The sequence below is a fragment of the Micromonospora sp. NBC_01739 genome (genome assembly GCF_035920385.1).
Classification (GTDB): domain Bacteria; phylum Actinomycetota; class Actinomycetes; order Mycobacteriales; family Micromonosporaceae; genus Micromonospora.
The window spans coordinates 2,882,950-2,909,177 of the sequence record NZ_CP109151.1 but is presented as its reverse complement, the minus strand read 5'-3'; the positions used below and the strand labels follow the sequence as shown (position 1 = coordinate 2,909,177).

The window sequence follows — 26,228 nt, the reverse complement described above, 5'->3', positions numbered from 1 at the left end:
GGGAGCAGCACTACGATGCCGGGCATGTGGTGGGTGGTGGGGGCGACGGTGGTCGTCGCCCTGGTGGCGACGTACCTGATCTGGACCGCCGGTCGGGTCGAGCGCCTGCAGGCTCGTGCGGAGCTGGCGGCCCGTGCCCTGGACGCCCACCTGCTGCGCCGCGCCGCCGCCGCCGCGGTGCTGGCCGAACGCCGCTACGGCGTCGAGTTGTACGCGGCGGCCCGCATCGCCCTGGACGCCGAGCCCCAGGAGCGGGAGGCGGCCGAGAACGACCTGACCCGGCAACTGCGGGCGGTCCAACTGGACCCGGCCGACCCGGACTGCGAGGCGGTCATCGCGGCCAGCCGGCGACTCGCCCTGGCCCGCCAGGTGCACACCGACCTGGTCCGCGACGCCCGTACCGCGCGCAGCCGCCGCCTGGTGCGCCTGTTCCGGATGGGACGACGGCACACCTGGCCGCGCTACTTCGACATCGACGACCCGACCCTCACCGTGCCGATCGTGGACGTCTCCCCCCGCTGACCAGGGCCGTCGTGGGTGACGGGGGCCACATTCCAGGCCACCGGCGCTGCGATTGGCTGTCGGAAACGGCGCCGCCGCGGCCATAGCATTCCGCTGCCCCCACCCGCGCGCCTCAAGGAGCGATCAGCCGTGACTTCCCCGAATCCCAGCGCCACCAGTTCGGCCGTCGGCACCGCCCGCGTCAAGCGGGGGATGGCCGAGATGCTCAAGGGTGGCGTGATCATGGACGTGGTGACGCCCGAGCAGGCGAAGATCGCCGAGGACGCCGGAGCGGTAGCGGTGATGGCGCTGGAGCGGGTACCCGCCGACATCCGCGCCCAGGGCGGGGTCTCCCGGATGAGCGACCCGGACATGATCGACGGGATCATCAACGCGGTCTCCATCCCGGTGATGGCCAAGGCCCGCATCGGTCACTTCGTCGAGGCCCAGATCCTCCAGGCTCTCGGTGTCGACTACGTCGACGAGTCCGAGGTGCTCACCCCGGCCGACTACGCCAACCACATCGACAAGTGGGCCTTCACGGTCCCCTTCGTCTGCGGGGCGACCAACCTGGGCGAGGCGCTGCGCCGGATCACCGAGGGCGCTGCCATGATCCGCTCCAAGGGGGAGGCCGGCACCGGGGACGTCTCCAACGCCACCACCCACATGCGCAAGATCCGCCAGGAGATCCGTCGACTGTCCACGCTGCCCACCGATGAGCTGTTCGTCGCGGCCAAGGAGTTGCAGGCCCCGTACGAGCTGGTCAAGGAGGTGGCCGAGACCGGCAAGCTGCCGGTGGTGCTGTTCACCGCCGGTGGCATCGCCACCCCGGCCGACGCGGCGATGATGATGCAGCTCGGGGCGGAGGGGGTCTTCGTCGGCTCCGGCATCTTCAAGTCCGGCAACCCGGCCCAGCGGGCCGCCGCGATCGTCAAGGCGACCACCTTCCACGACGACCCGGAGATGCTGGCCAAGATCTCCCGGGGGCTCGGTGAGGCGATGGTCGGCATCAATGTCGACGACATCCCCGTCCCGCACCGCCTGGCCGACCGCGGCTGGTGAGGTGCAAGGAAGGGCACCTTATTAACGCCTGCGGTAGAGAAGGGGCCCCTTCTTAACGCTTCCCGGAAGGAGCACAGTGCCCGCACCCGTGATCGGCGTGCTCGCCCTTCAGGGCGACGTCCGCGAACACCTCACCGCCCTGACCGGCGCGGGCGCGCAAGCCCGCCCGGTACGCCGACCCGCGGAGCTGGAGGCGGTGGACGGCCTGGTCATCCCGGGCGGAGAGTCCACCACCATCAGCAAACTGGTCGACATCTTCGAGTTGCGCGAACCGATCGACAAGCGGATCGCCGCCGGCCTGCCGGTCTACGGCTCCTGCGCCGGCATGATCATGCTGGCCGGTGAGGTTCTCGACGGGCGTCCGGACCAGCGTGGCTTCGAGGGTATCGACATGACCGTCCGACGCAACGCCTTCGGTCGGCAGGTCGACTCCTTCGAGGCCCCGGTGGAGATCGCCGGGATCGAGGGCGGCCCGCTGCACGCGGTCTTCATCCGGGCCCCCTGGGTCGAGCGGGTCGGCGAGGGGGTCGAGGTGCTCGGCCGGGTCTCCGACGGCCGGATCGTGGCGGTCCGCCAGGGCAACCTGCTGGCCACCTCCTTCCATCCGGAACTCACCGGCGACCTTCGCCTGCACCGGCACTTCGTGAACCTGGTCCGCGCCTGAGCACCCTTTCGTGTGAATCTTGGACAGTTGTCGTCAATCGCTGACGACAACTGTCCAAGATTCGGCGGGCGACCCGGCCACCCAAAGGGTGAATAATCGGTTTTGTGCCATATCAGCGGGATTGTGGCGGCGGTCCGTGTTACCGGTGTGCGGCGGGTGACGAGCCCCGGGGGTCCCTCGGTAGGATTGTCGAGATTCGGCAGGGCCTTCTGGCCGCCACGGCTTCCACCAGAGCAGACCGGCACCACCGCGTGCGCCGGTGCGGAGCGGGGCGTGCGCGGTGCGGTCGATGCAGACGGCGGGTAGCAACGGAGGTAACAGATGTCCGGCCACTCAAAGTGGGCGACGACCAAGCACAAGAAGGCGGTCATCGACGCCAAGCGCGGCAAGATGTTCGCCAAGCTGATCAAGAACGTCGAGGTCGCGGCGCGGACCGGCGGTGGCGACCCGGCCGGCAACCCGACCCTCTACGACGCGATCCAGAAGGCCAAGAAGAACTCGGTCCCCAACGACAACATCGACCGGGCGGTCAAGCGCGGCTCCGGCCTGGAGGCCGGCGGCGCCGACTACCAGACGATCATGTACGAGGGGTACGGCCCGAACGGGGTCGCGCTGCTGATCGAGTGCCTGACCGACAACCGCAACCGCGCCGCCACCGAGGTACGCACCGCCCTGACCCGCAACGGCGGCTCCTTCGCCGACGCCGGCTCGGTGTCGTACATGTTCTCCCGCAAGGGCGTGGTGATCGTGCCGAAGGCCGGCACCAGCGAGGACGACGTGATGCTGGCCGTCCTGGACGCCGGGGCCGAGGAGGTCAACGACCTGGGCGAGGCCTTCGAGGTGGTCTCCGAGCCGGGTGACCTGATCGCGGTCCGCACCGCCCTGCAGGACGCCGGCATCGAGTACGAGTCGGCCGAGTCCGCCCTGATCCCCAGCGTCAACGTGCCGCTGGACGAGGAGGGTGCGCGGAAGGTCTTCAAGCTGATCGACGTGCTGGAGGACTGCGACGACGTGCAGAACGTCTACGCCAACTTCGACATCTCCGACGAGATCATGGCGGCGGTCGGCTGAGCCGACCCGACCACTGGCGCGACCTCAGGGCGCGTACGCGAGCCTCGGGCTCGGGTGCGCGCCCTGCTGCGTTCCGCATCCCCGATCGAAGACCATCGGCCTCCCGGGGTTGCTAGAGACACCTTTCTAAAGCATTCTTTAGGGTATGCCCGAAGAGTTGCCGCCGCGAGCCGTCAAGGTCACCGATCCACGCGCCCTGCGGGCGTACGCGCACCCGCTGCGGATGCGTCTGATCGGGTTGCTCCGTGGCGAAGGCCCGATGACCGCGACGCAGGCCGCCGCCCGGCTCGACGACAACGTGCCCAACTGCTCGTTCCATCTGCGGCAACTCGCCAAGTACGGGTTCGCCGAACGGGTGCCCGGGGCGGACGGCAGGGAACGGCCCTGGCGGGCCACCACCCTGTACACCTCCTGGGACGACGACTCCGACGACCCGGACATGAGGGCGGCGACGGACCAGATCAACAGCGTGATGCTCGGTGTCTACCTGCAACGTGGACAGGACTACCTGGCGATCCGCGCCGACGAGCCGGTCGAGTGGCGGGTGGCCGCCGGCTTCGGCGACACGCTGCTGCATGTCACCGCCGCCGAGTTGCGCGAGCTCACGGCCAAGGTCGATGCGCTGCTGGCCCGGTACGACGAACGGATCACCGACCCGGCGAAGCGTCCGCCCGGGTCCCGCCCGGTGACCTTCGTCCAGATGGCGCTCCCGCGCGGCGCCGTACCAGTCGAGGGCCGGCGAGCGGAGTCCGACCATGACTGAACCCCTGGTACTGGCCGACCCGGCGCCGCCGCGCCGGCCCCGCATCCCACGCCTGCTGCGGCAGACGGCCTTCCGTCGCTACTGGTCGGCGCAGACCGTCTCCCTCTTCGGCGACCAGGTCACCATGCTCGCCGTGCCGCTGCTGGCCCTGCTCGCGGTCGGTGCCGGACCGGCCGAGATGGGCTACCTGACCGCCGCCTCGCTGCTGCCGAACCTCTTCCTCTCCCTGCCGGCCGGCGCCTGGGTGGACCGCCACCCGCGCCGACGTCGGGTGATGATCGTCGCCGACCTCGGTCGGGCGGCTCTGCTGCTGCTCGTACCGCTGCTCTGGTGGGCCGGCGCCCTGAATCTGCTGCTGCTGTGTGCCGTGGCCTTCCTGATCGGTTGTCTCTCGGTCTTCTTCGAGGTGGCGCACAGCAGCCTGTTCGCCGCCCTGGTCCCTCGATCGGACTATGTGGACGCCAACAGTCTGGTCAACGGCAGCCGGGCCATGTCCCATGTGGCCGGTCCGAGCATCGGTGGGGTGCTCGTGCAGGTGCTCACCGCACCGGTCGCCCTCCTCTCCGGCGTGCTCACCTATCTGGTGTCGGCGGTCTTCCTGGCCCGGACCAGGGTCACGGAGCGCGCCGTGACCACCGGCCCCGCCCGGGGCATGGCGGCGGGGGTACGGTTCGTGGCCCGCTCCGAGGTGCTGCGGGCGACCCTGCTCGGCACCACCACCCTCAACCTGTTCAACTACATGTTCGCGGCGCTCTTCGTGCTGTACGTGACCACCGAGCTGGGTGTCTCACCCGGCATCCTGGGGCTGGTCATCGGGGCCGGGGCGGTCGGCGGACTGCTCGGTGCGGCCGTGACCGGCCCGGTCAGTCGCCGGATCGGCATCGGCCCCGCGGTGCTCGTCGGGTTCGTCGCCTTCCCGGCCCCTCTGATCCTCGTGCCGCTGGCCATGGGGCCGGAGCCGGTGGTGCTCGCGTTGCTGTTCACCGCCGAGCTGGTCTCCGCGCTGGGCGTCATGGTCCTCGACATCGCGGTCGGCTCGGTGCAGATCGCGGCCACCCCGGTGGCCATGCTCGCCGTGGTCTCCGGGTTCAGGCGCACCGTCAACCACGGCATCCGACCGATCGGCGCCCTGGTCGGCGGGACACTCGGCGCCGCGATCGGGGTACGCCCCGCACTCTGGATCGCCAGCCTCGGCGCCCTGCTCGGGGTGCTCTGGGTGGTCTTCTCACCGCTGCGCGGCATGCGCAGGCTGCCCGAAGAGTGACACCCCGCCGCGCTTTCGATCGGCAGATCCGTCAGTCGAAGAGGCCGGCCGGTGGCGGGAACCGGCCCTCCCGGGCGTGGGAGTAGTCGCGCGACTCGGCCACCAGGGCGTCGGGGTCGAAGCGCAGCAGGGTGCAGCCGGAGATGGTCAGCGGCGCATCGTACGGGTAGGTGATCGCCCAGTACTCGACCGTCGCCGTGTCGCCGTCCCTGCGCGGTGCGCCGAACCACACCTCGGCCGGGCGGGTCTCCTCACGGAAACACTCCTCGACATAGGCGCGCAGCCCGTCCCGCCCTCGACAGGGACGAAACAGTGAAGCCCAGTGGACCCCGTCGGTCGCCTGTAGCTTGACGATGCTCTCGACGTCCTTGCTGGGCCAGCCGTGGGTCCAGGCGTCCGCCCAGCGCTGCGCGGCATCCCGTACATCCATGATCATTCTCCTCGGGCAGGTGGTGCTCGGAGTTCTACCACCGGGCTGCGACACTGCGGCCCGGTGCCGGGCCCGGGGTGGGGGAGCGGCCCAGGCCAGGAAGCGGTCGAACAGTTCCTCCGGCGCGGGCAGCGGGCCCCCGGCGTGCCGCAGCAGGTCGCCGGTGGCGTCGAAGAGCATCCCGGCCAGGTAGACCGACAGACCCACCCGGTCGCCGCCGTACTCGACCCGCAGCAGCCTCCGCGCCCTGGGGCACGGCCAGGGCCCCGCGCACACCCCACAAGACCACCCCGGGCGTACGGGCGGATGCCGCTGCACCGCAGGCCACGAGTTCACCGGCTGCCCCTGATCGGGTGAAGGGTTCAGTGACGACATAACCCACACGATGGCCCATGCGTTGCCCCGGGTCAAGGAGCTACGGCAACTGTCTAGCGTCCGTTTTATGGAGCTGGTCGGTTCGCACGAGATTCGGATCATGCTCGGCGGCATCAGCAAACAGCGGGTTTACGTGATCACCAGCCACCGCAACTTCCCTGAGCCGGTAGCGGATCTGATGCAGGGCAAGGTGTGGCGGAAGTCGGATGTGGAAGCCTGGATCAGGGCGCATCGGCCGGAGTCGGCCCAGGACTGACCAGGGGGAGTGGTGGCGGTCGAACGGTTCAGCCCCGGAGACGTGGTGGTCCGGCGGGAGATCCTGCACGGTGAGGTCTGGTTCGGCTGCCCGACGATCTGCGTCCAGGACAGCCCCGACCTGCTGGCGCTCTACCTGCCAACCGGTACGGAGTTCGGCTTCCCGACCGAGGGCCGCTTCCCGTCCGGCCGGCACCCCTGGCAGGTGGCCGGTCACTACGCCTGGACCGGGCACGGCAAGCTGATGCTGCACCGCCCCGGCGAGGCCCACGCGGTCGAGGTCTTCTGGTCCGGCCCGCAGCGCACCTTCGCCGGCTGGTACTTCAACCTCCAGGACCCCTTCCGGCGTACCCCCATCGGGGTGGACACCCTGGACCACGAGCTTGACCTGTGGTGGGCGGCGGACGCCGACCGGTACGTCTTCAAGGATGTGGAACTGTTCGCCCAGCGGCTGGTCGAGGGGCGCTACCCGGGGATGGCCGAGGCGATCCGGGCCGAGGGTGACCGAATCGCCGCCCTGCTCGACGCGGGCCGACGCTGGTGGGACGAGTCCTGGGCGACCTGGCAGCCCGACCCGGCCTGGTCGGCTCCCCGCCTGCCGGCCGACTGGGCCACCGTCCCGATCGACCAGGGCTGAACGCCGGCATCCCGGCGACCAGGGTCGGTCACCGGGATGCGGACGAGCGCAGTGGCACTGCTCAGCTCAGAGTCTCGCGCTCCCGCCAGGCGGTACGGATCGAGGTGCGGCCGTTGGTGCGCAGCAGGGAACCCTCGTACACCCGGGACCCGGCCAGCACGAACCCGAGCGCCGCGACCAGCAGCAGGGCCAGGGAGGCGAACAGCTCCCAGAGGGCGGCGTCACCGCTGAACAGCCGCAGCGGCATCGCGGTCGGCGAGGAGAACGGCAGGTAGGACAGCACCTGCATGGCACCGGGGTTGTCGTTGAGGAAGACCACCGCGAAGAACGGCAGCATCACCGCGAGCTGCACCGGCATGGACACCCCGCTGATGTCCTCCAGCCGGTTGACCAGTGCGCCGGTCGCCGCCCACATCGAGGCGATCAGCACGAAGCCGAGCACGAAGAACGGCACGAACCAGCCGATCGCCGGGCCGAGCAGGGAGAGCAACTCGTTGCTGTCGCCGAAGGCCATGCCGGCCACCGCCACGGCGGCGATCAACACGATCTGCCCCAGCGCCAACAGGGTGCCGGCGAGCATCTTGCCGGCCAGCAGGGCCCGCACCGGCACCGCGGCGACGAGGATCTCCACGATCCGGGTCTGCTTCTCCTCGATGATGCTCTGCGCGATCTGCATACCGAAGGTCTGCGAGGTGATGAAGAAGATGAAGGCGAAGGCCATCGGCACCAGGAAGGCCAACAGCGGGTCCACCGCGTCCGGGTTCAGCAGCCGCACCGGGGGCGCGCTGCTCAACGCGGAGACCACGTCGCTGGGGGCCTCGTTCATGGCCAGCACCGCCGGGCCGGAGACCACCGCGGCATCGGCCTCGCCGTCGCGGACCGCCTGCTCGGCGGCGGCGTCGTCGGCCACCACCCGCACCTCCAGCCCGGCCTGCCGCAGCGGACCGGCCGCCGCCTCGGTCACCGCCACCGTGGAGGGCCCACCCGAGAGCAGGGGCGGCAGCACGGTCGCCGCCGCCGCGATGAGCAGGAAGAACAGCGTACTGATCAGGAAGGTGCGGTCGCGCAGCTTGACCCGGATCTCCCGGGCGGCTACCAGCCGGGTGGCCTCGAAGGTGTTCACTGGGTGACCTCTCGGAAGATCTCGGCGAGGGAGGGGGTGACCGGACGGAAAGCGCGCACCGGGCCCCGGGCGAGGGCGGCGTGCAGCACCTTCTGCTCGTCGGCCTCGGCGGCGAGGTCGAAGACGGCGCGGGGCCCGTCCAGGTCCACCAGGCTGACCCCGGCCTGATCCCGCAGCCAGCCCGCGTCGGTGTCCACCACCAACTCGAAGCGGTGGGTGGCGGAGAAGGCGCGCAACTGCTCCCGGCTGCCGGCGGCGCGGATCGCACCGTCCGCGATGATCACCAGGTCGTCACAGAGCCGCTCCACCACGTCGAGTTGGTGGCTGGAGAACAGCACCGGTACGCCGGCGGCGGCCCGCTCCCGCAGCACCGCCATGACGGTGTCCACGGCCATCGGGTCCAGCCCGGAGAAGGGCTCGTCCAGCACCAGCACCTCCGGGTCGTGCACCAGGGCGGCGGCGATCTGGGCCCGCTGCTGGTTGCCCAGCGACAGGGTCTCCAGCAGGTCGTCGCCCCGCTCGTCCAGCCCGATCCGCTCCAGCAGGGTGTCGGTGGCGCGACGGGCGCCCTCCGCGGTCATCCCGTGCAGCCGACCCAGGTAGACCACCTGCTCCCGGACACTCATCTTCGGGTAGAGGCCGCGCTCCTCCGGCATGTAGCCGAACCGTCCCCGGATCTGGCGGCTCAGCGGCCTGCCGCCCCAGGTCACCTGTCCCGCATCGGCGGCCAGCACCCCGAGGATGATCCGCATGGTGGTGGTCTTGCCGGCGCCGTTGCCGCCGACGAAGCCGGTCATCCGACCGGCGGCGACCTCGAAGGACACGTTCTTGAGCACCTGACGGTCGCCGAAGCTGCGGTCGACACCGTCGAGGCGGAGGACTGTGGTCACGGCTTACACGCTAGATCTTTCATGATCTACCGCCGTCCCTCCGGGGACGGAAATCACGTCTCATCCTCGCGGCGGAGGCCGGTCACCCGCCGGGACGGACCACCCCCTGCTCGTACGCGAAGACCACCGCCTGCACCCGGTCCCGCAGCTCAAGCTTGGCCAGCACCCGGCTGACATGCGACTTCACGGTCGCCTCGCCGAGGTGCAGGGCGCCGGCGATCTCGGCATTGCTGGCACCCCCGGCCACCAGGATCAGCACCTCCCGCTCCCGGGGGGTGAGGTCGGCCAGGGCCGCCTGCGGATCCGGCCCCCCGGCGCTCGGCCCGCCGGACCGGGCGAAGGTGGCGATCACCCGGCGGGTGATCTCCGGGGCGAGCAGACCGTCACCCCGGGCCACCACCCGGATCGCCTCGATCAACGCCTCCGGGGTGCCGTTCTTCAGCAGGAAGCCGCTGGCCCCGGCGCGCAGCGCGGCGAACAGGTAGTCGTCGCGGTCGAAGGTGGTGAGGATCAACACGGCCGGACCGGCCTGGTCCTGCTCGGCCCGGATGCGCCGGGTCGCCTCCAACCCGTCCACCTCGGGCATCTCCACATCCATCAGCACCACGTCCGGGCGCAGCGCCCGGGTCATGCTGACCGCCCGTTGCCCGTCGGCGGCCTCGCCGACCACCTCGATGTCGTCCTCGATCTCCAGGATCACCCGGAAGCCGGTACGCACCAGATGGTGGTCGTCGGCCAGCAGCACCCGGATCGGCCGGTCGAGCCGGTTGCCCTGCGCGGTGCTCATGCCGACTGTCCCGCCGTGATCGGCAGGGGGAAGCGCACCCGTACCCGCCAGCCACCCCCGGTACACGGACCGGCCTCCAGCTCACCGCCGTGGGTGGCCACCCGTTCCCGCATCCCGATCAGACCCAGCCCGTCGGTGTTGGGGGAGCGGCTGACCTGGCCGTCGTCGGTCACCTCGACCTCCACCTCCTGGGCCAGATAGCGGATCCGCACATCGAGAATCCGTGCTCCGGTGGCGTGCTTCAACACATTGGTGACCGCCTCCTGCACCACCCGGTAGGCGGCCTGGGAGACCGACTCGGGAATCGGGGTCGGATCTCCGTACACCCCCAGGGTGGCGCGTAGCCCGGCCTCGCGGGCCCGGGTTACCACCGCCTCCACCTGGGCGATCCCGCCGGCCTGAGCCGCCGCCTCGTCCGGTTCGCCGTCGTTGGCCCGCAGTACCCCGAGCATCCGGCGCAGCTCGTCCACGGCGGTCCGGGCGGACCCCTCGATCGAGGTCAGGGCGGTCCGGGCCTTGGCCGGGTCCTTGTCGAAGACCCGGCGGCAGGCCGCCGCCTGCACCCCCATCACGGACACGTGGTGGGCCACCACGTCGTGCAGCTCACGGGCGATGCGGACCCGCTCACCGACCACCGCGTGCTCGCGCGCCTCCGCCTGCGAGCGGCGCAGCGCCTCGGCCTGCTCGGCCAGCTCGTGCTGCCGGCGGGCGGCGATCCAGGCGATCTCCCCGGAGAAGTACGCGAAGCCGAAGAACAGGGCGTTGGCCAGTACCCCGGTGACGATCGCGGCGATCGTCGGCGGCACCGGCCCGATCGCGTCGGCGAAGGCGTCCGGGGGCACCCGGTCGAGGTTGATCCCGTAGGAGATCGCCAGCCACAGGAACATGACGACGATCACGCTGATCCGTACCCGGCGGGACAGCCTCCGGTCGCGTCCCCACGCGCCGAGGGTGAAGATGGCCGCGAACAGGGCCCACTGGGAAAGCTGCCACTCCGGTACGGCCCGCACCTGCGACCCGATGAAGGCGGCCGAGATGAGCAGGGTGGTGGCGGTGGGGTGCCGGCGCCGCCAGATCAGCGGCAGGGGCACCGCGACGGTCCAGAGAAGCTGTTCCGGGCCGGAGGGCGGCGGGCCGAGCAGGAAGTACCCGGTGCTCTGGGCCAGGGTGAGGCTGAGCAGGGCCAGGACGGTGGCGGCCAGACCGGCGTAGAGGTCGACCCGCTGCTGCTCGGGGGTGGGCCCGGGTCGCCGCCACCCCCCGGCCTTCTCGCTGGTCACCCGGGCCAGGATGCCAGCCCGACGCCCGCTGACCCAACCTGAGCCCGCATCGGTGTGCTCGACGCCGCGTTCAGCCGACCCCCGCGCCGGCCATCGGGGGCAGAGGGCAGTGCAGCAGGCCACAGATGGTCCGCAGCAGTTCGAACTCGGCCACCGTCATCATCCCGTCGTGGCTGATCACCGCCACCACGGCGGCCACCAGCCGTTCCTTGTCCGCCGGGCGGAGCCCGTCCAGCACCGGCCAGGCGGTCTCCAGGGCGAGTACCCCGTTCTCCGGTGGGGCGTACGCCCACGAGGTGCCCGGCAGCAGGGTGTCGATGCCGGCCTGGAAGGCGCGGGCGGCCTCGGCCTGCCCGCCATGCCCCACCTGGGCGAGGGTGGCCAGCAGGAAACCCGCCGCCGACCGGGCGTCGGTCATGCTCCGCCGGTCGGTACGCCAGCGGGAGTCCGGCCGCAGGGACTCCTGGATCTCGGCCAGCAACAGCCGGGAGAGGCAGTACTCGGACACGTCGATCGCATCGTCGGCGTTCATCAGGGTGAACACGGCCGCCAGGATCGACTCCAGCTCCGGGGCCGGCCGGTCCCGCAACGCCGGGAAGGTCAACTCGGCCAGCGGCAGTACGAGCATCCGGTGCAGCCCGGTCAGGGCCTGCGCCTGACCGATCGCGGCCTCGGCCAGCTCCAGGCCGTGTTGGTGGGCCAGGGCGGCGTACTGGTGCTGCCGGATCTGCGGATCGGCGCTGAGCAGCAGGCCGAGCAGCAGCGGTACGGCGGTGTTCCGGTCCCGGGCCCGATCCAGCAGCTCGGCCGGGATCTGGTCCAGCAGGGCGGCGGCGTGCTGGTAGGCGCTCTCGGTGGGCGCGGCCACCCGCCCGAGCACCTCGGTCGGCGCGACCCGTACCCGGGTCCCCGCCCCCGGCAACGCCGCCCCGGTCGGGCGTACCTCCCCGGTTGTGGCTTGACTGGGGGTGGCCTGGCCGGGTGTGGCCTGGCTGGGGGTGGTCTGGCTTGCGGAGCGTGGGGGTGCGGTCGGGGCCAGGCCCAGGGCCAGGTCCTCCTGCCGACCGGACGGCGGGGCCGCCGCCCACTGCCGGGACAGCCGTTGCAGCTCGGCGGGGTCGAAGGAGGGCTCCAACGCACGGATCCGGTCGGCCAGCGGCGGGTGGGTGGCGAACCAGGAGGTCGCCGCCTCGCCGAAGAGCATGTGCCCCACCTCGTCGCGCTTGGGCGACTTCAGTTCCGAACCCTCGGAGAGGCCACCGATCTTCTTCAGCGCACCGGCGATGCCCCGGGTCTGCCGGGTGTACTGCACGGCCGAGGCGTCCGCCAGGTACTCCCGTTGCCGGGACACCGAGGCCTGGATGAGCCGCCCGGCGAGCACCCCGATATACCCGGCCACCAGCAGGGCCAGCCCCACCAGCAGCAGGGGGTTGGCGCCACCGTTGTTGCCGCGTTGCCGGTTGCCGCCGCTGACCAGCCCGGAACGGGACAGGCCCCGGCCGATCACGGTCAGGAACAGGATGCCGAACAGCAGGCCCATCAGCCGGATGTTGAGCCGCATGTCCCCGTTGACCACGTGCGCGAACTCATGGGCGATGACCCCTTGGAGCTCGTCGCGGTTCAGTCGCTGCAAGGCTCCTCGGGTCACCGCCACGGCGGCGTCCGAGGGACCCCAACCGGCGGCGAAGGCGTTGATCGCCGTCTCCTCCGGCAGGACGTAGACCTCCGGCACCGGTACCCCGGAGGCCAGCGCCATCTCCTCCACGACGTTGCGCAGCCGACGCAGCTCCGGGTCGGTGGTGTTCGGCGGCACCGGCACCCCGCCCAGCTCACGGGCCACCTTCCCGCCGCCACCGCGCAACGCGAGGGTACGCACCAACGCGGCCAGCCCGATCGCCGCGACGGTAGCCACGGTCACCATGGCCACGAAGCCGGCCAACTGCGCCGGGTCGGCGGCGGTCGCGTTGAAGGCGAAGATCGCCGCGAGGTTCACCACCACCACGATGCCGATCACGGCCAGGACGAACAGCAGCACCAGCCGGGTCGACAGCCGGCGTACCTGGCGCTGCCGTTCGAAGAAGTTCATCAGAAGCTGACCTGCGGGGCCTGCCGCTGCTGCGGGTCGTCCGGCTCGAACAGGGCGGCCGGTCCGAAGGAGAACATCCCCGCGATCAGGCTGGAGGGGAAGACCTCACGCTTGTTGTTGTAGGCCATCACGGCGTCGTTGTAGGCCTGCCGGGCGAAGGCGACCCGGTTCTCCGTCGAGGTCAACTCCTCCGACAGCTGCATCATGTTCTGATTGGCCTTGAGATCCGGGTACGCCTCGGAGAGCGCGAACAGCCGACCCAGGGTGCCGGTCAGGGCGTTCTCCGCCCCGCTGAGCCGCTGCATGGCCGCCGGATCGCCCGGTGCGGCCGCGGCGGCGGCCTGCGCGTTGACGGCGGCGTTGCGGGCGGTGATCACCGCCTCCAGGGTCTCCCGCTCATGCTTGAGGTACCCCTTGGCGGTCTCCACCAGGTTGGGGATCAGATCGTGCCGACGGACCAACTGCACGTCGATCTGGGAGAAGGCGTTGCGGTACGTGTTGCGGGCCCGGACCAGCCCGTTGTAGATCGAGACCCCGAAGCCGAGCACCGCCACGACGATCAGGACCAGGCACACCAATCCGATGATGACTTCCACGGCACCCCCTGCTTACGCGACACCCCTGTCGCAGGCCAGCCTACTTTCGCCCCACCACCCCCACCCCCGCCCTCAGTGCGTTGATCATGAGGTTGGCGGCAGTCTGGAGATCGACGACTGCCGCTAACCTCATGATCAACGGGGAGGTCAGGGGGTGGGGCGGCGGGCTTTCAGGGTGCTGTCGGTGATGTCCCAGAGGGTGGTGGCGACGATGACGACGATGCTGATCTGGGTGACGGTGTCGATGCCGTTGTCGCGCAGCCAGGTGAAGCGGGCGACGAACTCGGGGTTGAACAGGCGGTCGGTGCTCAGCAGCCAGATCACCGGCACGGCGTACGCCAGGTTGAGGACGGCGTTGACGGCGACCAGCGGCCAGGTCCATCGGCGGGCCCGGTACTTGGCGACCTCCAGGCCGATGCTGGCGACCAGGATGGCGAGCAGCGCCGGCAGCCAGAAGCTCCAGAGTGCGGGGTCGAGGATCGGCAGCCGGTCACCGTCGCCGACCACCGTCTGGAAGTGCTGCCACGGCAGGGCGGCGATCAGCAGGACCAGGAACACGATCGAGGCGCACACGTCGGTGAGGGTGACGTCCCGCTCGACGGGCTCGTCCGGGAGCTGGTCGACACTCCACTGCGGCTGGTTGAGGGGAGTGCCCACCCGCTCCATGATCGCGAAGATCAGGGTCACCCAGAAGGCGATCTGCACCGCCACGTTGAACGCCGCGACGATGCCCTTGCCGATGGCCCCGGCGGCGTTGTCGGAGACGGTGGCCTCCAGCACCCCCATCAGCACCCCGATGATGGCGGGGACGGTGCTCAGCAACCCGATCATCAGGCGTTGCCAGGCCAGGTAGTACGTCGGGCCGATGAGTTGCAGTCTTCGGTCGGCGTACCGGGCGGCCAGTTCGGCCGGGTTGCCCAGCTCGGTGAGTACCTCGCGCTCCGCCGTGGTGGCGTCGACCCCTTCAGCCGTACGGCCGTCGATCATGTCGGCGATCGAGGCGCGCAGTTCGTCGGCGATCTCCTCGCGGCGGGCGGTCGGCACCGAGCGCAGGGTGGCGGCGAGGTATCGGTCGGTCAGGGAGGTCGTCATCGGGGGGCTCCTTCGATCAGGGTGGTCAGCGAGGTCTGCACGGCGGCGAGGTCGGTGAGCAGGCGTTCCAGCACCTGCTCACCCGCCTCGCTGGTGCGGTAGAACTTTCGCGGCCGGCTTTCCTCGGTGTTCCACTCGCTGGTCAGCAGCCCCTGCTCCTCGAGCCGGCGCAGCAGCGGGTAGAGGGTGTTGGCGTCCACCGGGAAGCCGTGCCCGGTGAGCCGTTGCAGCAGTGCGTACCCGTAGCCGGGTTGGCGCAGGGCCACCAGGCTGGCCACCACCACCGTTCCTCGGCGTAACTCCTGCAGATGTGTCCGCAACACGTCGTCGCTGCCCATGCGTCACACCATACTGTGTGCCACACACTAATGTCCAGCCACCATTGATGCTGACGGCCCATTGGTGTCTTCCGCACCAACGATGTCGGTCGCCCGACATGGTGTCCGCCGGGGAAATTTGCGTCACACGGTAAAACTTTGCAGCGAGTGCACCTTTGGCCGTACGGTGACTGCCGTGCCGGTGGACGAGATGACGACGCTGGGTCGGCGAGACCGTAAGAAGCGGCAGACCCGGGCCGCCCTGGCGGCCGCCGCGCTGCGGCTGGTCGCCGAGCGTGGCCTGGACCAGGTGACGGTCGAGGAGATCAGTGAGGCCGCGGACGTCTCCGCCCGGACCTTCTTCAACTACTTCCCGACCAAGGACGACGCCCTGGTGGGCGACAGCGAGGGGGACCGGGAGCGGGTGCTGCGGGCGCTGGCCGCCGTACCCCCGGAGCAGCCCGCGCTGGAGGCGCTGCGCCGCGCCTTCATCGAGGCCGTCGAGGAGGCCCAGGGGGATGCCGAACTGTGGCAACTGAGACTGCGGGTGGTCACCCAGCATCCCGTGCTGCTGGGCCGCCTGGTCACCGGCAACGCCACCACCGAACGGGCCCTGATCGAGGCGGTCGCCGCGCGTACCGGACTGTCGGCCGATGAGGCGTACCCGGCGCTGGTCGTGGGGGTCGCGGGGGCCGCACTGCGTACCGCGATGATCCGCTGGTCCACCGGCGGCGCCGGCCCCCTGACCGCGCTGCTCGACGAGGCGTTCGCCGCGGTCGCCGCCGGCCTGCCCGACCCCCGCACCGGTTGATCACCGAGGCCGGCATCCCGACCACCACTGGCCCGGCGTACTCGCGCCGAGGCCGTACCACGTGTGAGAAAGAAGCGTCATGAAGACTTCGATCGAGCCGGTCGACGCCGCTGGAGCGGCCGACGGCCGGATGTCCCGCCGGGAGATCCTCCAGGCCCTCTCCGGGCTGATGGTGGGGATGTTCGTGGCGATCCTCGCCTCGACCGTGGTGGCGAACGCGCTGCCGCGCATCATCGCCGACCTCAACGGCAGCCAGACGGTCTACACCTGGATCGTCACCAGCGAACTGCTGGCCATGACGGCCACCGTGCCGCTGTGGGGCAAGATGGCCGACCTCTACAGCAAGAAGCTGCTGATCCAGCTCTCCCTGGGGCTGTTCGTGCTCGGCTCGCTGATCGCCGGACTCACCCCGAACGTCGAGGTGCTGCTGTTCAGCCGGGTGGTGCAGGGCATCGGCGCCGGCGGCATGACCGCCCTGGCGATGATCGTGATGGCGGCCATGATCCCGCCCCGTGAGCTGGGCCGCTACGCCGGCATCTTCGGTGCGGTGTTCGGGGTCGGCACCATCGCCGGCCCGCTGATCGGCGGCGTCCTGGTGGACACCTCCTGGCTGGGCTGGCGCTGGTGCTTCCTGATCGGGGTGCCGTTCAGCATCATCTCCATCGTCCTGCTCCAGCGCACCCTGCACCTGCCGGTCATCCGCCGCAAGGCCCGCATCGACTGGGCCGGCGCGGCGCTGATCACCGCCGGCGTCTGCACCCTGCTGATCTGGTCCTCGCTGGCCGGACACAAGTTCGCCTGGGCCTCCGGCTGGACCGCCCTGATGGTCATCGGCGGGGTGCTGCTGCTGGTCGCTGCCGTCTGGGTCGAGTCCCGGGCGTCCGAGCCGATCATTCCGCTGGAGATCTTCCGCAGCCGTACGGTCACCCTGACCACGGTCGCCAGCATGCTGGTCGGGGTAGCCCTGTTCGGCGGTACGGTCTTCCTGTCCCAGTACTTCCAGACCTCCCTGGGCAAGTCGCCGACCGTCGCCGGGCTGATGAGCCTGCCGATGATCCTGGGTCTGCTGGTCTCCTCCACGGTCGCCGGCCAGCTCATCACGAAGTACGGCCGGTGGAAGGCGTACCTGGTGGCCGGGGCCGCCGTGATGGTCGCCGCGATGCTGCTGCTGTCGACCATCGACATCGACACCCCCCTGCCGCTGCTGTTCAGCTACATGGCGCTGCTCGGCGTCGGGGTCGGCATGCTGATGCAGAACCTGGTCCTGGCGGCACAGAACGACGTACCCGCCCACGAACTGGGCGCGGCCACCTCGGTGCTCACCTTCTTCCGCAGCATGGGCGGCGCGATCGGAGTCAGCGCCCTCGGGGCGGTGCTGGCCAACCGGGTCACCGGCCTGATGACCGAGCAGCTCGGACCGGCCGCCGGGGCGACCGGCGGCGGCACCACCGAGGTGCCCGACCTGTCCACCCTGCCCGAGCCGGTGCTGCGGATCGTGCAGAACTCGTACGCCATCGCCACCTCGGAGCTGTTCCTGATCAGCGCGCCGATCGCCTTCCTAGCCCTGCTGGCGGTGCTGTTCGTCCGGGAGAAGCCGCTGCACACCCTCAGCGGCGACGAGCGGGCCCGCCAGGAGGCGAACCTGCCCATCGCGCACTGACGCCGAGGCCGGGCGGCCCCCGTACTCCACGGGAGCCGCCCGACCCGCTCAGCAGGGTGTCCTGGCAGACCTCCTCGGTGCCCTTCCCGGTGGGGCAGCGGTCGGCCGGACGGCTACGCCGAACACGCCAGCGTCGCCGATCTGTGACTCTCCGTGAAGGATCGAGTGGTCTGCGGTACGCCTGTGCGCGCCGCTCGGAAGGCTCTCCGGTGGCGGGTTAGGGTAAGTCGACTCGACTTGATCAGCCGACCCGGGGGGCTTGGCATGGGCGATTCGTTCGCGCATCTGCACGTGCACACGGAGTACTCGATGCTCGACGGGGCGGCCCGGCTCAAGGACCTGTTCGCCGAGGTCAAGCGGCAGGGAATGCCGGCGGTCGCGATGACCGACCACGGCAACATGCACGGCGCGAACGACTTCTACAAGCAGGCCATGGCCGCCGGGGTGACCCCCGTGCTGGGCATCGAGGCGTACGTGGCACCGGAGTCGCGGTTCCACAAGTCTCGGGTGCGGTGGGGCCGCCCGGAGCAGAAGAGCGACGACGTCTCCGGTAGCGGCGGCTACACCCACATGACCATCTGGGCGCGCAACCGGGTCGGCCTGCACAACCTGTTCAAGCTCACCAGCAAGGCGTACACCGAGGGCTACTTCGTGAAGTGGCCCCGGATGGACGCGGAACTCCTGGCCGAGTACGCCGACGGGCTGATGGCCACCACCGGCTGCCCCTCCGGCGAGGTGCAGACCCGGCTGCGGCTGGGCCACGACGCGCAGGCCCTCGAAGCGGCGGCGAAATACCAGGACATCTTCGGCAAGGAGAACTTCTTCCTGGAGTTGATGGACCACGGCCTGGACATCGAGAAGCAGGTCCGGGACGGGCTGCTGGAGATCGGCCGCAAGCTGAACATCCCGCCGGTGGTCACCAACGACTCGCACTACACCCACGAGGCTCAGTCAGAGGCGCACGACGTGCTGCTCTGCGTGCAGACCGGCAGCAACGTCGCCGACCCGAACCGGTTCAAGTTCGGCGGCAGCGGCTACTACATCAAGTCCGCCGACGAGATGCGCGGCGTGGACAGCTCCGAGGTGTGGCTGGAGGGCTGCCGCAACACCCTGCTGGTGGCCGAGAAGGTCGACCCGGCGGGGATGTTCGAGTTCCACAACCTGATGCCACGTTTCCCGGTGCCCGAGGGGGAGACCGAGGAGTCCTGGTTCCGCAAGGAGACCTTCAAGGGCCTGGCCCGCCGCTTCCCGAACGGCATCCCCGAGGGGCATGTGGTGCAGGCCGAGTACGAACTCGGGGTCATCATCCAGATGGGCTTCCCCTCGTACTTCCTCGTGGTCGCCGACTTCATCCAGTGGGCCAAGAACCAGGGCATCGCGGTAGGTCCGGGCCGTGGCTCGGCGGCCGGTTCCCTGGTCGCGTACGCCCTGGGCATCACGGACCTGGACCCGATCCCGCACGGGCTGATCTTCGAGCGGTTCCTGAACCCCGAGCGGGTCTCCATGCCGGATGTCGACATCGACTTCGACGAGCGTCGGCGCGGCGAGGTGATCAAGTACGTCACGGACAAGTGGGGTGAGGACAAGGTCGCCCAGATCGCCACCTTCGGCACCATCAAGGCGAAGGCCGCGATCAAGGACTCGGCCCGGGTGCTCGGCTACCCGTACGCGGTCGGCGACCGGATCACCAAGGCCATGCCCCCGGCGGTGATGGGCAAGGACATCCCCCTGGAAGGGATCTTCGACCCGAAGCATCCGCGTTACGCCGAGGCCGGCGAGATCCGCGGCATGTACGAGTCGGAGGCCGACGTCAAGAAGGTCATCGACACGGCCCGGGGCATCGAGGGGTTGATCCGGCAGACCGGGGTGCACGCCGCCGGGGTCATCATGTCCGCCGAGCCGATCATCGACCACATCCCGCTGATGCGCCGGGACTCCGACGGGGTGATCATCACCCAGTTCGACTACCCGACCTGCGAGTCGCTCGGGCTGTTGAAGATGGACTTCCTCGGCCTGCGCAACCTGACCATCATCGACGACGCGGTCAAGAACATCCAGCTCAACCACGGCAAGGAACTGGACCTGCTCGGGTTGCCGCTGGACGACAAGGGCGCGTACGAGCTGCTGGCCCGAGGCGACACCCTGGGGGTGTTCCAGCTCGACGGCGGGCCGATGCGGTCCCTGCTGCGGATGATGAAGCCGGACAACTTCGAGGACATCTCCGCCGTGCTGGCGTTGTACCGGCCCGGCCCGATGGGGGTGGACTCGCACACCAACTACGCGCTGCGCAAGAACGGCCTCCAGGAGATCACCCCGATCCATCCGGAGCTGGAGGAGCCGCTACGGGAGATCCTGGCACCCACCTACGGCCTGATCGTCTACCAGGAGCAGGTGCAGCGCGCCGCGCAGATCCTCGCCGGGTACACCCTGGGTCAGGCCGACCTGTTGCGCCGGGCGATGGGCAAGAAGAAGAAGGAGATCCTGGACAAGGAGTTCATCCCGTTCCGGGACGGCTGCCGCGAGCACGGCTACTCCGACGAGGCGATCCAGAAGGTCTGGGACGTCCTGGTCCCGTTCGCCGGGTACGCCTTCAACAAGGCGCACTCCGCCGCGTACGGGCTGGTGTCGTACTGGACGGCGTACCTGAAGGCGCACTACCCGGCCGAGTACATGGCGGCGCTGCTCACCTCCGTCGGCGACGACAAGGACAAGATGGCGCTGTACCTGTCGGAGTGCCGCCGGATGGGCATCCAGGTGCTGCCGCCGGACGTGAACACCTCCGCCGGCCCCTTCACCCCGGTCGGCACGGAGATCCGGTTCGGTCTGGGCGCGATCCGCAACGTCGGCGCGAACGTGGTCACCTCGATCATGCGCTGCCGGGAGGAGAAGGGCGGGTACGCCGACTTCTACGACTTCCTGTCCAAGGTGGACGCGGTGGTCTGCAACAAGAAGACCATCGAATCCCTGATCAAGGCGGGCGCCTTCGACTCGATGAGGCACTCCCGCAAAGGACTGCTCACCGTGCACGCCGACGCCATCGACGCGTACGCCGACGTCAAGCGCAAGGAGGCCGTCGGCCAGTACGACCTGTTCGGGGCGGGCTTCGGCGAAGCCGAGGTGGCCACCAACACCACGGTCATGCCGACCATCGGCGAGGCGGAGTGGGACAAGCGCGACAAGCTGGCCTTCGAGCGCGAGATGCTCGGCCTGTACGTCTCCGACCACCCGCTGTTCGGCCTGGAGCACATCCTCGGGTCGGCGGCCGACTGCACCATCTCCGCCCTGTCCGAGGAGGGCACCGTGCCCGACGGGGCGGTGGTCACCCTCGCCGGGATCCTCTCCGGGGTGCAGCGGCGGGTCACCAAGCAGGGCCGGGCGTGGGCCTCGGCCACCCTGGAGGACCTCGCCGGTGGGGTGGAGACCCTGTTCTTCCCGAACACCTACGAGGTGATCGGGCAGTACATCGCCGAGGACGCCATCGTGGTGGTCAAGGGCCGGGTGGACCGGCGCGACGACATCCCCCGCATCATGGCGATGGACATGTCCCTGCCGGACGTCAGCGCCAGCGCGACCAACAAGCCGGTCACCCTCACCATCCCGGTGACCCGCTGCACCCCACCCCTGGTGGAACGGCTCAAGGAGACCCTGGTGCTGCACCCCGGCGACGCCGAGGTGCACGTCAAGCTGCTCAACGGCAGCCGGACCACCCTGCTGCGGTTGGGGCCGGTCCGGGTGGCGGCGACCACCGCCCTGATGGCCGACCTCAAGAGCGTCCTGGGCCCAGCCAACGTCAGCTGACCCCGCGCCGGACCCGGCTGGGCGGGGCTGTGGCTGAGCGCCGTTTCGGCGATGTGGCGGTAACAGGCCGGCCGGGACACCGCCACATCGGCGAAACGGTGTTGATCTCCACCAGGGGAGACGGGCCAGGGCGGTGGTCGGCCGGTGTCGAGGGCCAGGGGGTGCGGATTGGCGCTGCGCAGCCGTCGGCACCGGCGACTAGCGTCGGTCTGCGTGGAGCTTGAGCAGGCACAGAAGCTGTGGCAACCGCAACCCGGATGGCTGAACACCGCCAGCTACGGTCTACCGCCCGACCCGGCCTGGGACGCGGTGCAGCAGGCCCTGACCGACTGGCGTCGCGGGACCGGGTCCTGGGAGGACTGGAGTACGGCGACGGACCGGTCGCGGGCGGCCTTCGCCCGCCTGACCGGGGTACCGGTGGCCGACGTCGCCGTCGGGGTCACCGTCTCGCAGTTGCTGGCACCGATCGCCGCCGCACTGCCCCCCGGCGCCCGGGTGGTGGTGCCCGAGGTGGAGTTCACCTCCAACCTGTTCCCCTGGCTGGTGCAACAGGACCGGGGGGTCGAGGTACGCACGGTGCCGCTGGCCGAGTTGGCCACCTCGATCGACGCCGACACCGACCTGGTGGCCTTCAGCCTGGTGCAGTCCGCCGACGGCACGATCGCCGCGTACGACGACATCGTCGCGGCGGCCCGGGCGCACGGTGCGCTCGTCGCGGTCGACGCCACCCAGGCCTGCGGCTGGCTGCCCTTCGAGGCGGGCCGGGCCGACGCGGTGGTGGCCGGCGGGTACAAGTGGCTGATGGGTCCGCGCGGGACCGCCTTCGCCTACCTGGCGCCGCAGCTACGGGACCGGCTGCGCCCGGACGCGGCGGGCTGGTTCGCCGGACGTGATCCCCACAGCTCCTACTACGGTCCGCCGCTGCGACTGGCCGACGACGCCCGCCGGTTCGACATCTCGCCGGCCTGGTTCAGCTGGGTCGGCGCGGCCCCGAGCCTGGAGCTGCTGCTGGAGATCGGGGTGGCGGCGGTGCACGCCCACGACGTGGCGCTGGCCAACCGGTTCCTCGCCGGGCTGGGACAGCCGCCGGGGAACAGCGCGATCGTCACCGTGCAGGTAGCGGACGCACAGGAGAAGCTCGAACGGGCCGGGGTCCGGGCGGCGGTACGCGCCGGCAACGTCCGGGCCTCCTTCCACCTGTACTCCACCCAGCAGGACGTCGACCTGGCCCTGGAGGCCCTGACCAGCTGACCACCCGCCCCCTCGCCGGACCGCCCGCACGACTCCTCACCACCCGGTTCGGTGGCCGCCGTGTGCGGTCACCGCCCGGTTCGGTCACCGTCCGAGTCGGTCGCCGTCCGGCGAGGGGTGCCGGGTCACCTCGCGGTGCCGGTGACGATGCCCGGGTTGATGCACAGCCCCGGGGAGCTGCCGTTCTTCTCGGCGATCTCCAGGCAGCGGGTCACCTTGTCCACCTTGGCGTTGGTCTCGGTGATCTCCTTCTGGATCTCGGCGTTGCGGCGGTCCTGTTCGAGATTGCGGGTCTGGGCGAGCTTGTCCTGGAAGGCCTTGATGTTGCCCTCGGTCTTGTCGTCGTGGTTGACCCGGGTGATGGTCACAGACAGGATGTCGACGTCGCTGCCCAACCGGGTCTCGGCGCTGGACTTGATGCTCTCGGCGAAGGGCTTGAGGTCGACGTTCAGGTTGCCGGTCTTCGCGTCGATGCGCTCCAGCGGGTTGTAGGAGGCGAAGGCGTCGTTGACCGCACTGTCGAGCTGCACCCCGACCCGCTGCCCCCGGAAGCTGCCGAAGTCGCCCTTGTAGTCCATGAACTGCTGCGGGGCGTTCTCCGGCTTGACCTGCCACTCGATCAGCACCTCGACGCAGGCGTCGGCGAGGGTGCCGGTACGCACCCGCACACAGGCATCGTTGCCGATGTGGTCGTACTTCTGCCGGCCCGCGTCCCATTCGCCGACCCGCTGCCACGGCGCGACCCACTTCAGCCCGGAACCGGTGACCTCACCGGTCGGCTTGCCGAAGCTGGTGACGATCCCGACCGAGCGGATCGGTACCGAGTGGGCGCTGGAGGTGACCGTGAGCAGGAGCGTCACGCCCAGTGCGACGACCGCCGCGAGGGCACCGAACTGTCGCACGTTTCGCTGGCCGCCGAGCAGAGCGACCGCTACCGCGATGGCCGTGATGACCGCCGTGGCGATCGAGAGGATGAAGCCGAGGGGCATGGGTGCGGACCTTCCGGGGCGAATTGCTGAGTGGATCATCAACCTACTCACCCTGGGCAACCCCTCCGCCCACCCGCCGGCGCAGGTGTAAGGAAGGGCTCCTTCTCGGCGCCCGGGGAAGCTCCCTCGACCTTTGGGTGCGTCTGTTGTCGCTGGGGCAGCAACAAGTGCACCCAAAGGCCCGCGCCCGCCCGTGGCGCATCGACGCGCACAGCGGGAGCGGACCGAGGAGTGACGGCGGTCACATCAGATACGAAACGGTTCCGTATCGATACTCGTCAGCCTAGGCTCGGACTTAATTACGGACGCGGCCGTATCGAAAACCGGGGGTGCGGGGATGCCGCCTGCTGAAAACACCGGACATCCGAGGAGATGGGCGATCCTCGGGGTGCTGGTGGTCAGTCTGCTCGTGGTCGTCCTGGACACCACGATCCTCAATGTCGCCCTGCGGACCATCGCCGATCCGGTACACGGTCTCGGGGCCAGCCACGGCGAGCTGGAATGGTCGGTCAACTCCTACACCCTGGCCTTCGCCGGACTGCTGTTCACCTTCGGGGTGCTCGGCGACCGGGCCGGTCGGCGTCGCATGTTGCTCATCGGCCTGGTGCTGTTCGGCCTGGCGTCGTTGTGCTCCGCGTACGCGCAGAATCCCACCCAGTTGATCGCGGCCCGGGCGTTGATGGGGGCCGGCGGCGCGGCCGTCATGCCGGCCACCCTGTCGATCATCTCCAATGTCTTCGACCCCCGGGAGCGGGCCCGGGCCATCGGCATCTGGGCCGGCGCGGTGGGATTGGCGATGGCGATCGGCCCGATCCTCGGGGGCCTGCTGCTGGAGCACTTCTGGTGGGGTTCGGTCTTCCTGATCAACGTGCCGGTCATCGGGCTCGGCATAGTCCTGGTGGCCCTGCTGGTGCCGGAGTCCCGGGATCCGAACCCGGGCCGGGTCGACGTGGTCGGGGTACTGCTGTCGGTGGTGGGTCTGGTCACCCTGACCTACGGCATCATCGACGGTGGTGAGCACGGCTTCGGTCGGCCGGTGGTCTGGGCCACCATCTTGGCCGGGATCGTGGTGCTGGCCTCCTTCGTCGCCTTTGAACGGCGCAGCAGCCATCCCGCACTGGACGTACGGCTGTTCCGGGAGCCGCGCTTCGCCGTACCGGTGGCTCTGATCGGGTTGGTCTTCTTCGCCGCCATGGGGGTGATGTTCTTCAGCTCGTTCTACCTGCAAATGGTGCGGGGCTACAGTCCCTTGCAGACCGGTCTGATCTTCCTGCCGTTCGCGGTCGCCCAACTGGTCTTCGCCCCGACCAGCGCCTCGATGGTGCGTCGGTACGGCCCCCGGGCGGTGTCGGTGGTGGGGTTGCTGCTGGCGGCCGTGTCGCTGGCCGCCTTCGCCTTCATCGACGCGGTGACCCCCATCTGGGTGGTGCTCGTCTTCTTCTTCATCCAGGGGGCCGGGATGGCCAACATCATGCCCCCGGCCACCGAGTCGATCATGTCCTCGTTGCCCAGGGAGAAGGCCGGTGTCGGTTCCGCGGTCAGCAACACCATCCGGCAGACGGCCGCCGCGCTGGGGGTGGCGGTGCTCGGCTCGGTGCTGGCCGCCGGCTACCGCAACGGCATGGCGCCGACCCTGGAGGAGTTGCCGCCAGGGGCGCGCGAGTCGGCCGGGGAGTCGATCGCCGGGGCGTACGCCGTCGCCGGTCAGCTCGGGCCGGCGGCGCCGCAGCTGATCACGGCGGCCAACGACGCCTTCGTCTCGGCGATGCACGTCTCCGCGGCGCTGGCCGCCGTGATCACGGTCGGCGGCGCCCTGGTGGCGCTGCGCTGGATGCCGGCCCGGCCCGGGGCAGTCGTGCCGGACCCGGTCGGTGAACCCGAACTGGCTGGTGCGGCGTAGCGTCGGGAACAATGCGGGCATGACTAGCACGGCAGACGCGCCGCGGCCGCCCGGTCGGCCGCGCAGCGTCCACGCGGCCGGAGCGATCATCGAGGCCACCCTCGACCTGCTGGCGGAGGGCAGCACGATCGAGGCGATCTCGGTGGAGGCCATCGCCGCTCGGGCCGGGGTCGGCAAGGCCACCATCTACCGTCGCTGGTCGGGCAAGGACGCCCTGCTGCACGACGCCCTGCGCACCCTCAAGGGTGAGCAGCCGCAGCCGACCGGCCGGTCCGTCCGGGAGGATCTGATCACCCTGGTCGGGGCGGTCGGGCAGAATGTCGACCCCCGCGCGGCGAAGATCATGCCCTGTCTGGTGCCCGAGGTGAAACGCAACCCCGAGCGGTACGCGCTCTACCAGAGCATCGTCGAGCCCCGCCGGGCGGTGATGCGCGAGGTGCTGCGGCGAGGCATCCGCGACGGGGAACTGCGGGCCGACCTGGACATCGAGGTCACCCTGGCCATGATCACCGGTCCGATGCTGATCCAGCGGGTGATGAACTGGAACCCCGAACTCGACGAGTCGACCCTCGCCGCCAAGGTCGTCGACCAGGTGCTGGCAGGCATCCGGGCCCGCTGAAAGGGCC

General features: G+C 70.1%; 24 protein-coding genes. 14 read left to right on the top strand and 10 right to left on the bottom strand.

Annotation, left to right across the window (positions count from 1 at the left end; translation table 11 throughout):
- The first annotated feature begins 15 nt into the window (after positions 1-15).
- From OIE53_RS12770 to OIE53_RS12745, 6 genes are all read left to right on the top strand, one after another.
- The gene (locus tag OIE53_RS12770; RefSeq protein WP_327026821.1) at positions 16-522 is read left to right on the top strand and encodes a hypothetical protein; all 507 of its coding nucleotides are present in this window, start codon (positions 16-18) and stop codon (positions 520-522) included.
- A gap of 129 nt (positions 523-651) precedes the next feature.
- Positions 652-1,563 (top strand): pyridoxal 5'-phosphate synthase lyase subunit PdxS, encoded by a 912-nt coding sequence (pdxS, locus tag OIE53_RS12765; RefSeq protein ID WP_327026820.1) that lies wholly within the window; start codon positions 652-654, stop codon positions 1,561-1,563.
- A 76-nt stretch (positions 1,564-1,639) separates the two neighbouring features.
- A complete protein-coding gene (pdxT, locus tag OIE53_RS12760) occupies positions 1,640-2,227 on the top strand; it encodes a pyridoxal 5'-phosphate synthase glutaminase subunit PdxT (RefSeq protein ID WP_327026819.1) in 588 nt (195 codons plus the stop codon).
- Between the two features lie 321 nt (positions 2,228-2,548).
- Entirely contained in the window at positions 2,549-3,298 is a 750-nt protein-coding gene (locus tag OIE53_RS12755; protein ID WP_327026818.1) for a YebC/PmpR family DNA-binding transcriptional regulator, read from the top strand.
- A 145-nt stretch (positions 3,299-3,443) separates the two neighbouring features.
- On the top strand, positions 3,444-4,061 hold the full coding sequence (locus OIE53_RS12750; RefSeq protein ID WP_327026817.1) for a winged helix-turn-helix domain-containing protein: 618 nt from the start codon (positions 3,444-3,446) through the stop codon (positions 4,059-4,061).
- Complete coding sequence (locus OIE53_RS12745; protein WP_327026816.1) at positions 4,054-5,325, top strand: MFS transporter; 1,272 nt, start codon at positions 4,054-4,056, stop codon at positions 5,323-5,325. Before OIE53_RS12750 ends, OIE53_RS12745 begins: the two co-directional genes overlap by 8 nt.
- A 31-nt stretch (positions 5,326-5,356) precedes the next feature.
- Here OIE53_RS12745 and OIE53_RS12740 read toward each other — a convergent pair whose 3' ends face one another.
- Entirely contained in the window at positions 5,357-6,091 is a 735-nt protein-coding gene (locus tag OIE53_RS12740) for a nuclear transport factor 2 family protein (RefSeq protein ID WP_327026815.1), read from the bottom strand.
- A gap of 106 nt (positions 6,092-6,197) precedes the next feature.
- On the opposite strand from OIE53_RS12740, the gene OIE53_RS12735 reads away from it, so the two are divergent.
- On the top strand, positions 6,198-6,386 hold the full coding sequence (locus tag OIE53_RS12735; RefSeq protein WP_327026814.1) for a hypothetical protein: 189 nt from the start codon (positions 6,198-6,200) through the stop codon (positions 6,384-6,386).
- A gap of 12 nt (positions 6,387-6,398) precedes the next feature.
- Entirely contained in the window at positions 6,399-7,022 is a 624-nt protein-coding gene (locus tag OIE53_RS12730) for a DUF402 domain-containing protein (protein ID WP_327026813.1), read from the top strand.
- A 61-nt stretch (positions 7,023-7,083) separates the two neighbouring features.
- Here OIE53_RS12730 and OIE53_RS12725 read toward each other — a convergent pair whose 3' ends face one another.
- From OIE53_RS12725 to OIE53_RS12690, 8 genes are all read right to left on the bottom strand, one after another.
- Entirely contained in the window at positions 7,084-8,145 is a 1,062-nt protein-coding gene (locus OIE53_RS12725; protein ID WP_327026812.1) for an ABC transporter permease, read from the bottom strand.
- Positions 8,142-9,035, bottom strand: a complete 894-nt coding sequence (locus OIE53_RS12720) for an ABC transporter ATP-binding protein (RefSeq protein WP_327026811.1) — start codon at positions 9,033-9,035, stop codon at positions 8,142-8,144. Before OIE53_RS12720 ends, OIE53_RS12725 begins: the two co-directional genes overlap by 4 nt.
- Before the next feature lie 82 nt (positions 9,036-9,117).
- Positions 9,118-9,822 carry a response regulator transcription factor gene (locus OIE53_RS12715; protein WP_327026810.1) on the bottom strand — a complete coding sequence of 235 codons (705 nt, stop codon included), beginning with the start codon at positions 9,820-9,822 and terminating at the stop codon, positions 9,118-9,120.
- Complete coding sequence (locus tag OIE53_RS12710) at positions 9,819-11,102, bottom strand: sensor histidine kinase (protein ID WP_327026809.1); 1,284 nt, start codon at positions 11,100-11,102, stop codon at positions 9,819-9,821. Before OIE53_RS12710 ends, OIE53_RS12715 begins: the two co-directional genes overlap by 4 nt.
- Positions 11,103-11,172: 70 nt before the next feature.
- Complete coding sequence (locus OIE53_RS12705) at positions 11,173-13,188, bottom strand: M48 family metalloprotease (protein ID WP_327026808.1); 2,016 nt, start codon at positions 13,186-13,188, stop codon at positions 11,173-11,175.
- On the bottom strand, positions 13,188-13,784 hold the full coding sequence (locus tag OIE53_RS12700) for a LemA family protein (protein ID WP_327026807.1): 597 nt from the start codon (positions 13,782-13,784) through the stop codon (positions 13,188-13,190). The genes OIE53_RS12705 and OIE53_RS12700 overlap by 1 nt, the downstream gene beginning before the upstream one ends.
- A gap of 147 nt (positions 13,785-13,931) precedes the next feature.
- Positions 13,932-14,876, bottom strand: a complete 945-nt coding sequence (locus tag OIE53_RS12695) for a permease prefix domain 1-containing protein (RefSeq protein WP_327026806.1) — start codon at positions 14,874-14,876, stop codon at positions 13,932-13,934.
- Positions 14,873-15,214, bottom strand: a complete 342-nt coding sequence (locus OIE53_RS12690; protein WP_327026805.1) for a PadR family transcriptional regulator — start codon at positions 15,212-15,214, stop codon at positions 14,873-14,875. Before OIE53_RS12690 ends, OIE53_RS12695 begins: the two co-directional genes overlap by 4 nt.
- A gap of 175 nt (positions 15,215-15,389) precedes the next feature.
- Here OIE53_RS12690 and OIE53_RS12685 point away from each other — a divergent pair, with 175 nt between their 5' ends.
- The 4 genes from OIE53_RS12685 (at position 15,390) to OIE53_RS12670 (ending at position 22,713) form a co-directional block, all read left to right on the top strand.
- A complete protein-coding gene (locus OIE53_RS12685) occupies positions 15,390-16,004 on the top strand; it encodes an acyl-CoA-like ligand-binding transcription factor (RefSeq protein WP_327026804.1) in 615 nt (204 codons plus the stop codon).
- Positions 16,005-16,083: 79 nt separating this feature from the next.
- The gene (locus OIE53_RS12680; RefSeq protein ID WP_327026803.1) at positions 16,084-17,664 is read left to right on the top strand and encodes an MDR family MFS transporter; all 1,581 of its coding nucleotides are present in this window, start codon (positions 16,084-16,086) and stop codon (positions 17,662-17,664) included.
- A 264-nt stretch (positions 17,665-17,928) separates the two neighbouring features.
- Positions 17,929-21,462 carry a DNA polymerase III subunit alpha gene (gene dnaE, locus OIE53_RS12675; RefSeq protein WP_327026802.1) on the top strand — a complete coding sequence of 1,178 codons (3,534 nt, stop codon included), beginning with the start codon at positions 17,929-17,931 and terminating at the stop codon, positions 21,460-21,462.
- Positions 21,463-21,675: 213 nt separating this feature from the next.
- Positions 21,676-22,713, top strand: a complete 1,038-nt coding sequence (locus OIE53_RS12670) for an aminotransferase class V-fold PLP-dependent enzyme (RefSeq protein WP_327026801.1) — start codon at positions 21,676-21,678, stop codon at positions 22,711-22,713.
- A 125-nt stretch (positions 22,714-22,838) separates the two neighbouring features.
- On the opposite strand, the gene OIE53_RS12665 is transcribed toward OIE53_RS12670, so the two are convergent.
- Positions 22,839-23,702 (bottom strand): SPFH domain-containing protein, encoded by an 864-nt coding sequence (locus tag OIE53_RS12665; RefSeq protein WP_327026800.1) that lies wholly within the window; start codon positions 23,700-23,702, stop codon positions 22,839-22,841.
- Positions 23,703-24,039: 337 nt separating this feature from the next.
- On the opposite strand from OIE53_RS12665, the gene OIE53_RS12660 reads away from it, so the two are divergent.
- Together OIE53_RS12660 and OIE53_RS12655 are read left to right on the top strand one after the other, a co-directional pair.
- Positions 24,040-25,602 carry an MFS transporter gene (locus OIE53_RS12660; RefSeq protein ID WP_327026799.1) on the top strand — a complete coding sequence of 521 codons (1,563 nt, stop codon included), beginning with the start codon at positions 24,040-24,042 and terminating at the stop codon, positions 25,600-25,602.
- Between the two features lie 19 nt (positions 25,603-25,621).
- The gene (locus OIE53_RS12655) at positions 25,622-26,221 is read left to right on the top strand and encodes a TetR/AcrR family transcriptional regulator (RefSeq protein ID WP_327026798.1); all 600 of its coding nucleotides are present in this window, start codon (positions 25,622-25,624) and stop codon (positions 26,219-26,221) included.
- Positions 26,222-26,228 lie beyond the last annotated feature (7 nt).

Bases quoted from the DNA above. Each gene is read 5' to 3' on its own strand.
- OIE53_RS12770 (WP_327026821.1), top strand. From the start codon at position 16: ATGCCGGGCATGTGGTGGGTGGTGGGGGCGACGGTGGTCGTCGCCCTG.
- OIE53_RS12755 (WP_327026818.1), top strand. From the start codon at position 2,549: ATGTCCGGCCACTCAAAGTGGGCGACGACCAAGCACAAGAAGGCGGTC.
- OIE53_RS12750 (WP_327026817.1), top strand. From the start codon at position 3,444: ATGCCCGAAGAGTTGCCGCCGCGAGCCGTCAAGGTCACCGATCCACGC.
- OIE53_RS12745 (WP_327026816.1), top strand. From the start codon at position 4,054: ATGACTGAACCCCTGGTACTGGCCGACCCGGCGCCGCCGCGCCGGCCC.
- OIE53_RS12735 (WP_327026814.1), top strand. From the start codon at position 6,198: ATGGAGCTGGTCGGTTCGCACGAGATTCGGATCATGCTCGGCGGCATC.
- OIE53_RS12715 (WP_327026810.1), bottom strand. From the start codon at position 9,822: ATGAGCACCGCGCAGGGCAACCGGCTCGACCGGCCGATCCGGGTGCTG.
- OIE53_RS12705 (WP_327026808.1), bottom strand. From the start codon at position 13,188: ATGAACTTCTTCGAACGGCAGCGCCAGGTACGCCGGCTGTCGACCCGG.
- OIE53_RS12695 (WP_327026806.1), bottom strand. From the start codon at position 14,876: ATGACGACCTCCCTGACCGACCGATACCTCGCCGCCACCCTGCGCTCG.
- OIE53_RS12690 (WP_327026805.1), bottom strand. From the start codon at position 15,214: ATGGGCAGCGACGACGTGTTGCGGACACATCTGCAGGAGTTACGCCGA.
- OIE53_RS12680 (WP_327026803.1), top strand. From the start codon at position 16,084: ATGAAGACTTCGATCGAGCCGGTCGACGCCGCTGGAGCGGCCGACGGC.
- dnaE (WP_327026802.1), top strand. From the start codon at position 17,929: ATGGGCGATTCGTTCGCGCATCTGCACGTGCACACGGAGTACTCGATG.
- OIE53_RS12665 (WP_327026800.1), bottom strand. From the start codon at position 23,702: ATGCCCCTCGGCTTCATCCTCTCGATCGCCACGGCGGTCATCACGGCC.
- OIE53_RS12660 (WP_327026799.1), top strand. From the start codon at position 24,040: ATGCCGCCTGCTGAAAACACCGGACATCCGAGGAGATGGGCGATCCTC.
- OIE53_RS12655 (WP_327026798.1), top strand. From the start codon at position 25,622: ATGACTAGCACGGCAGACGCGCCGCGGCCGCCCGGTCGGCCGCGCAGC.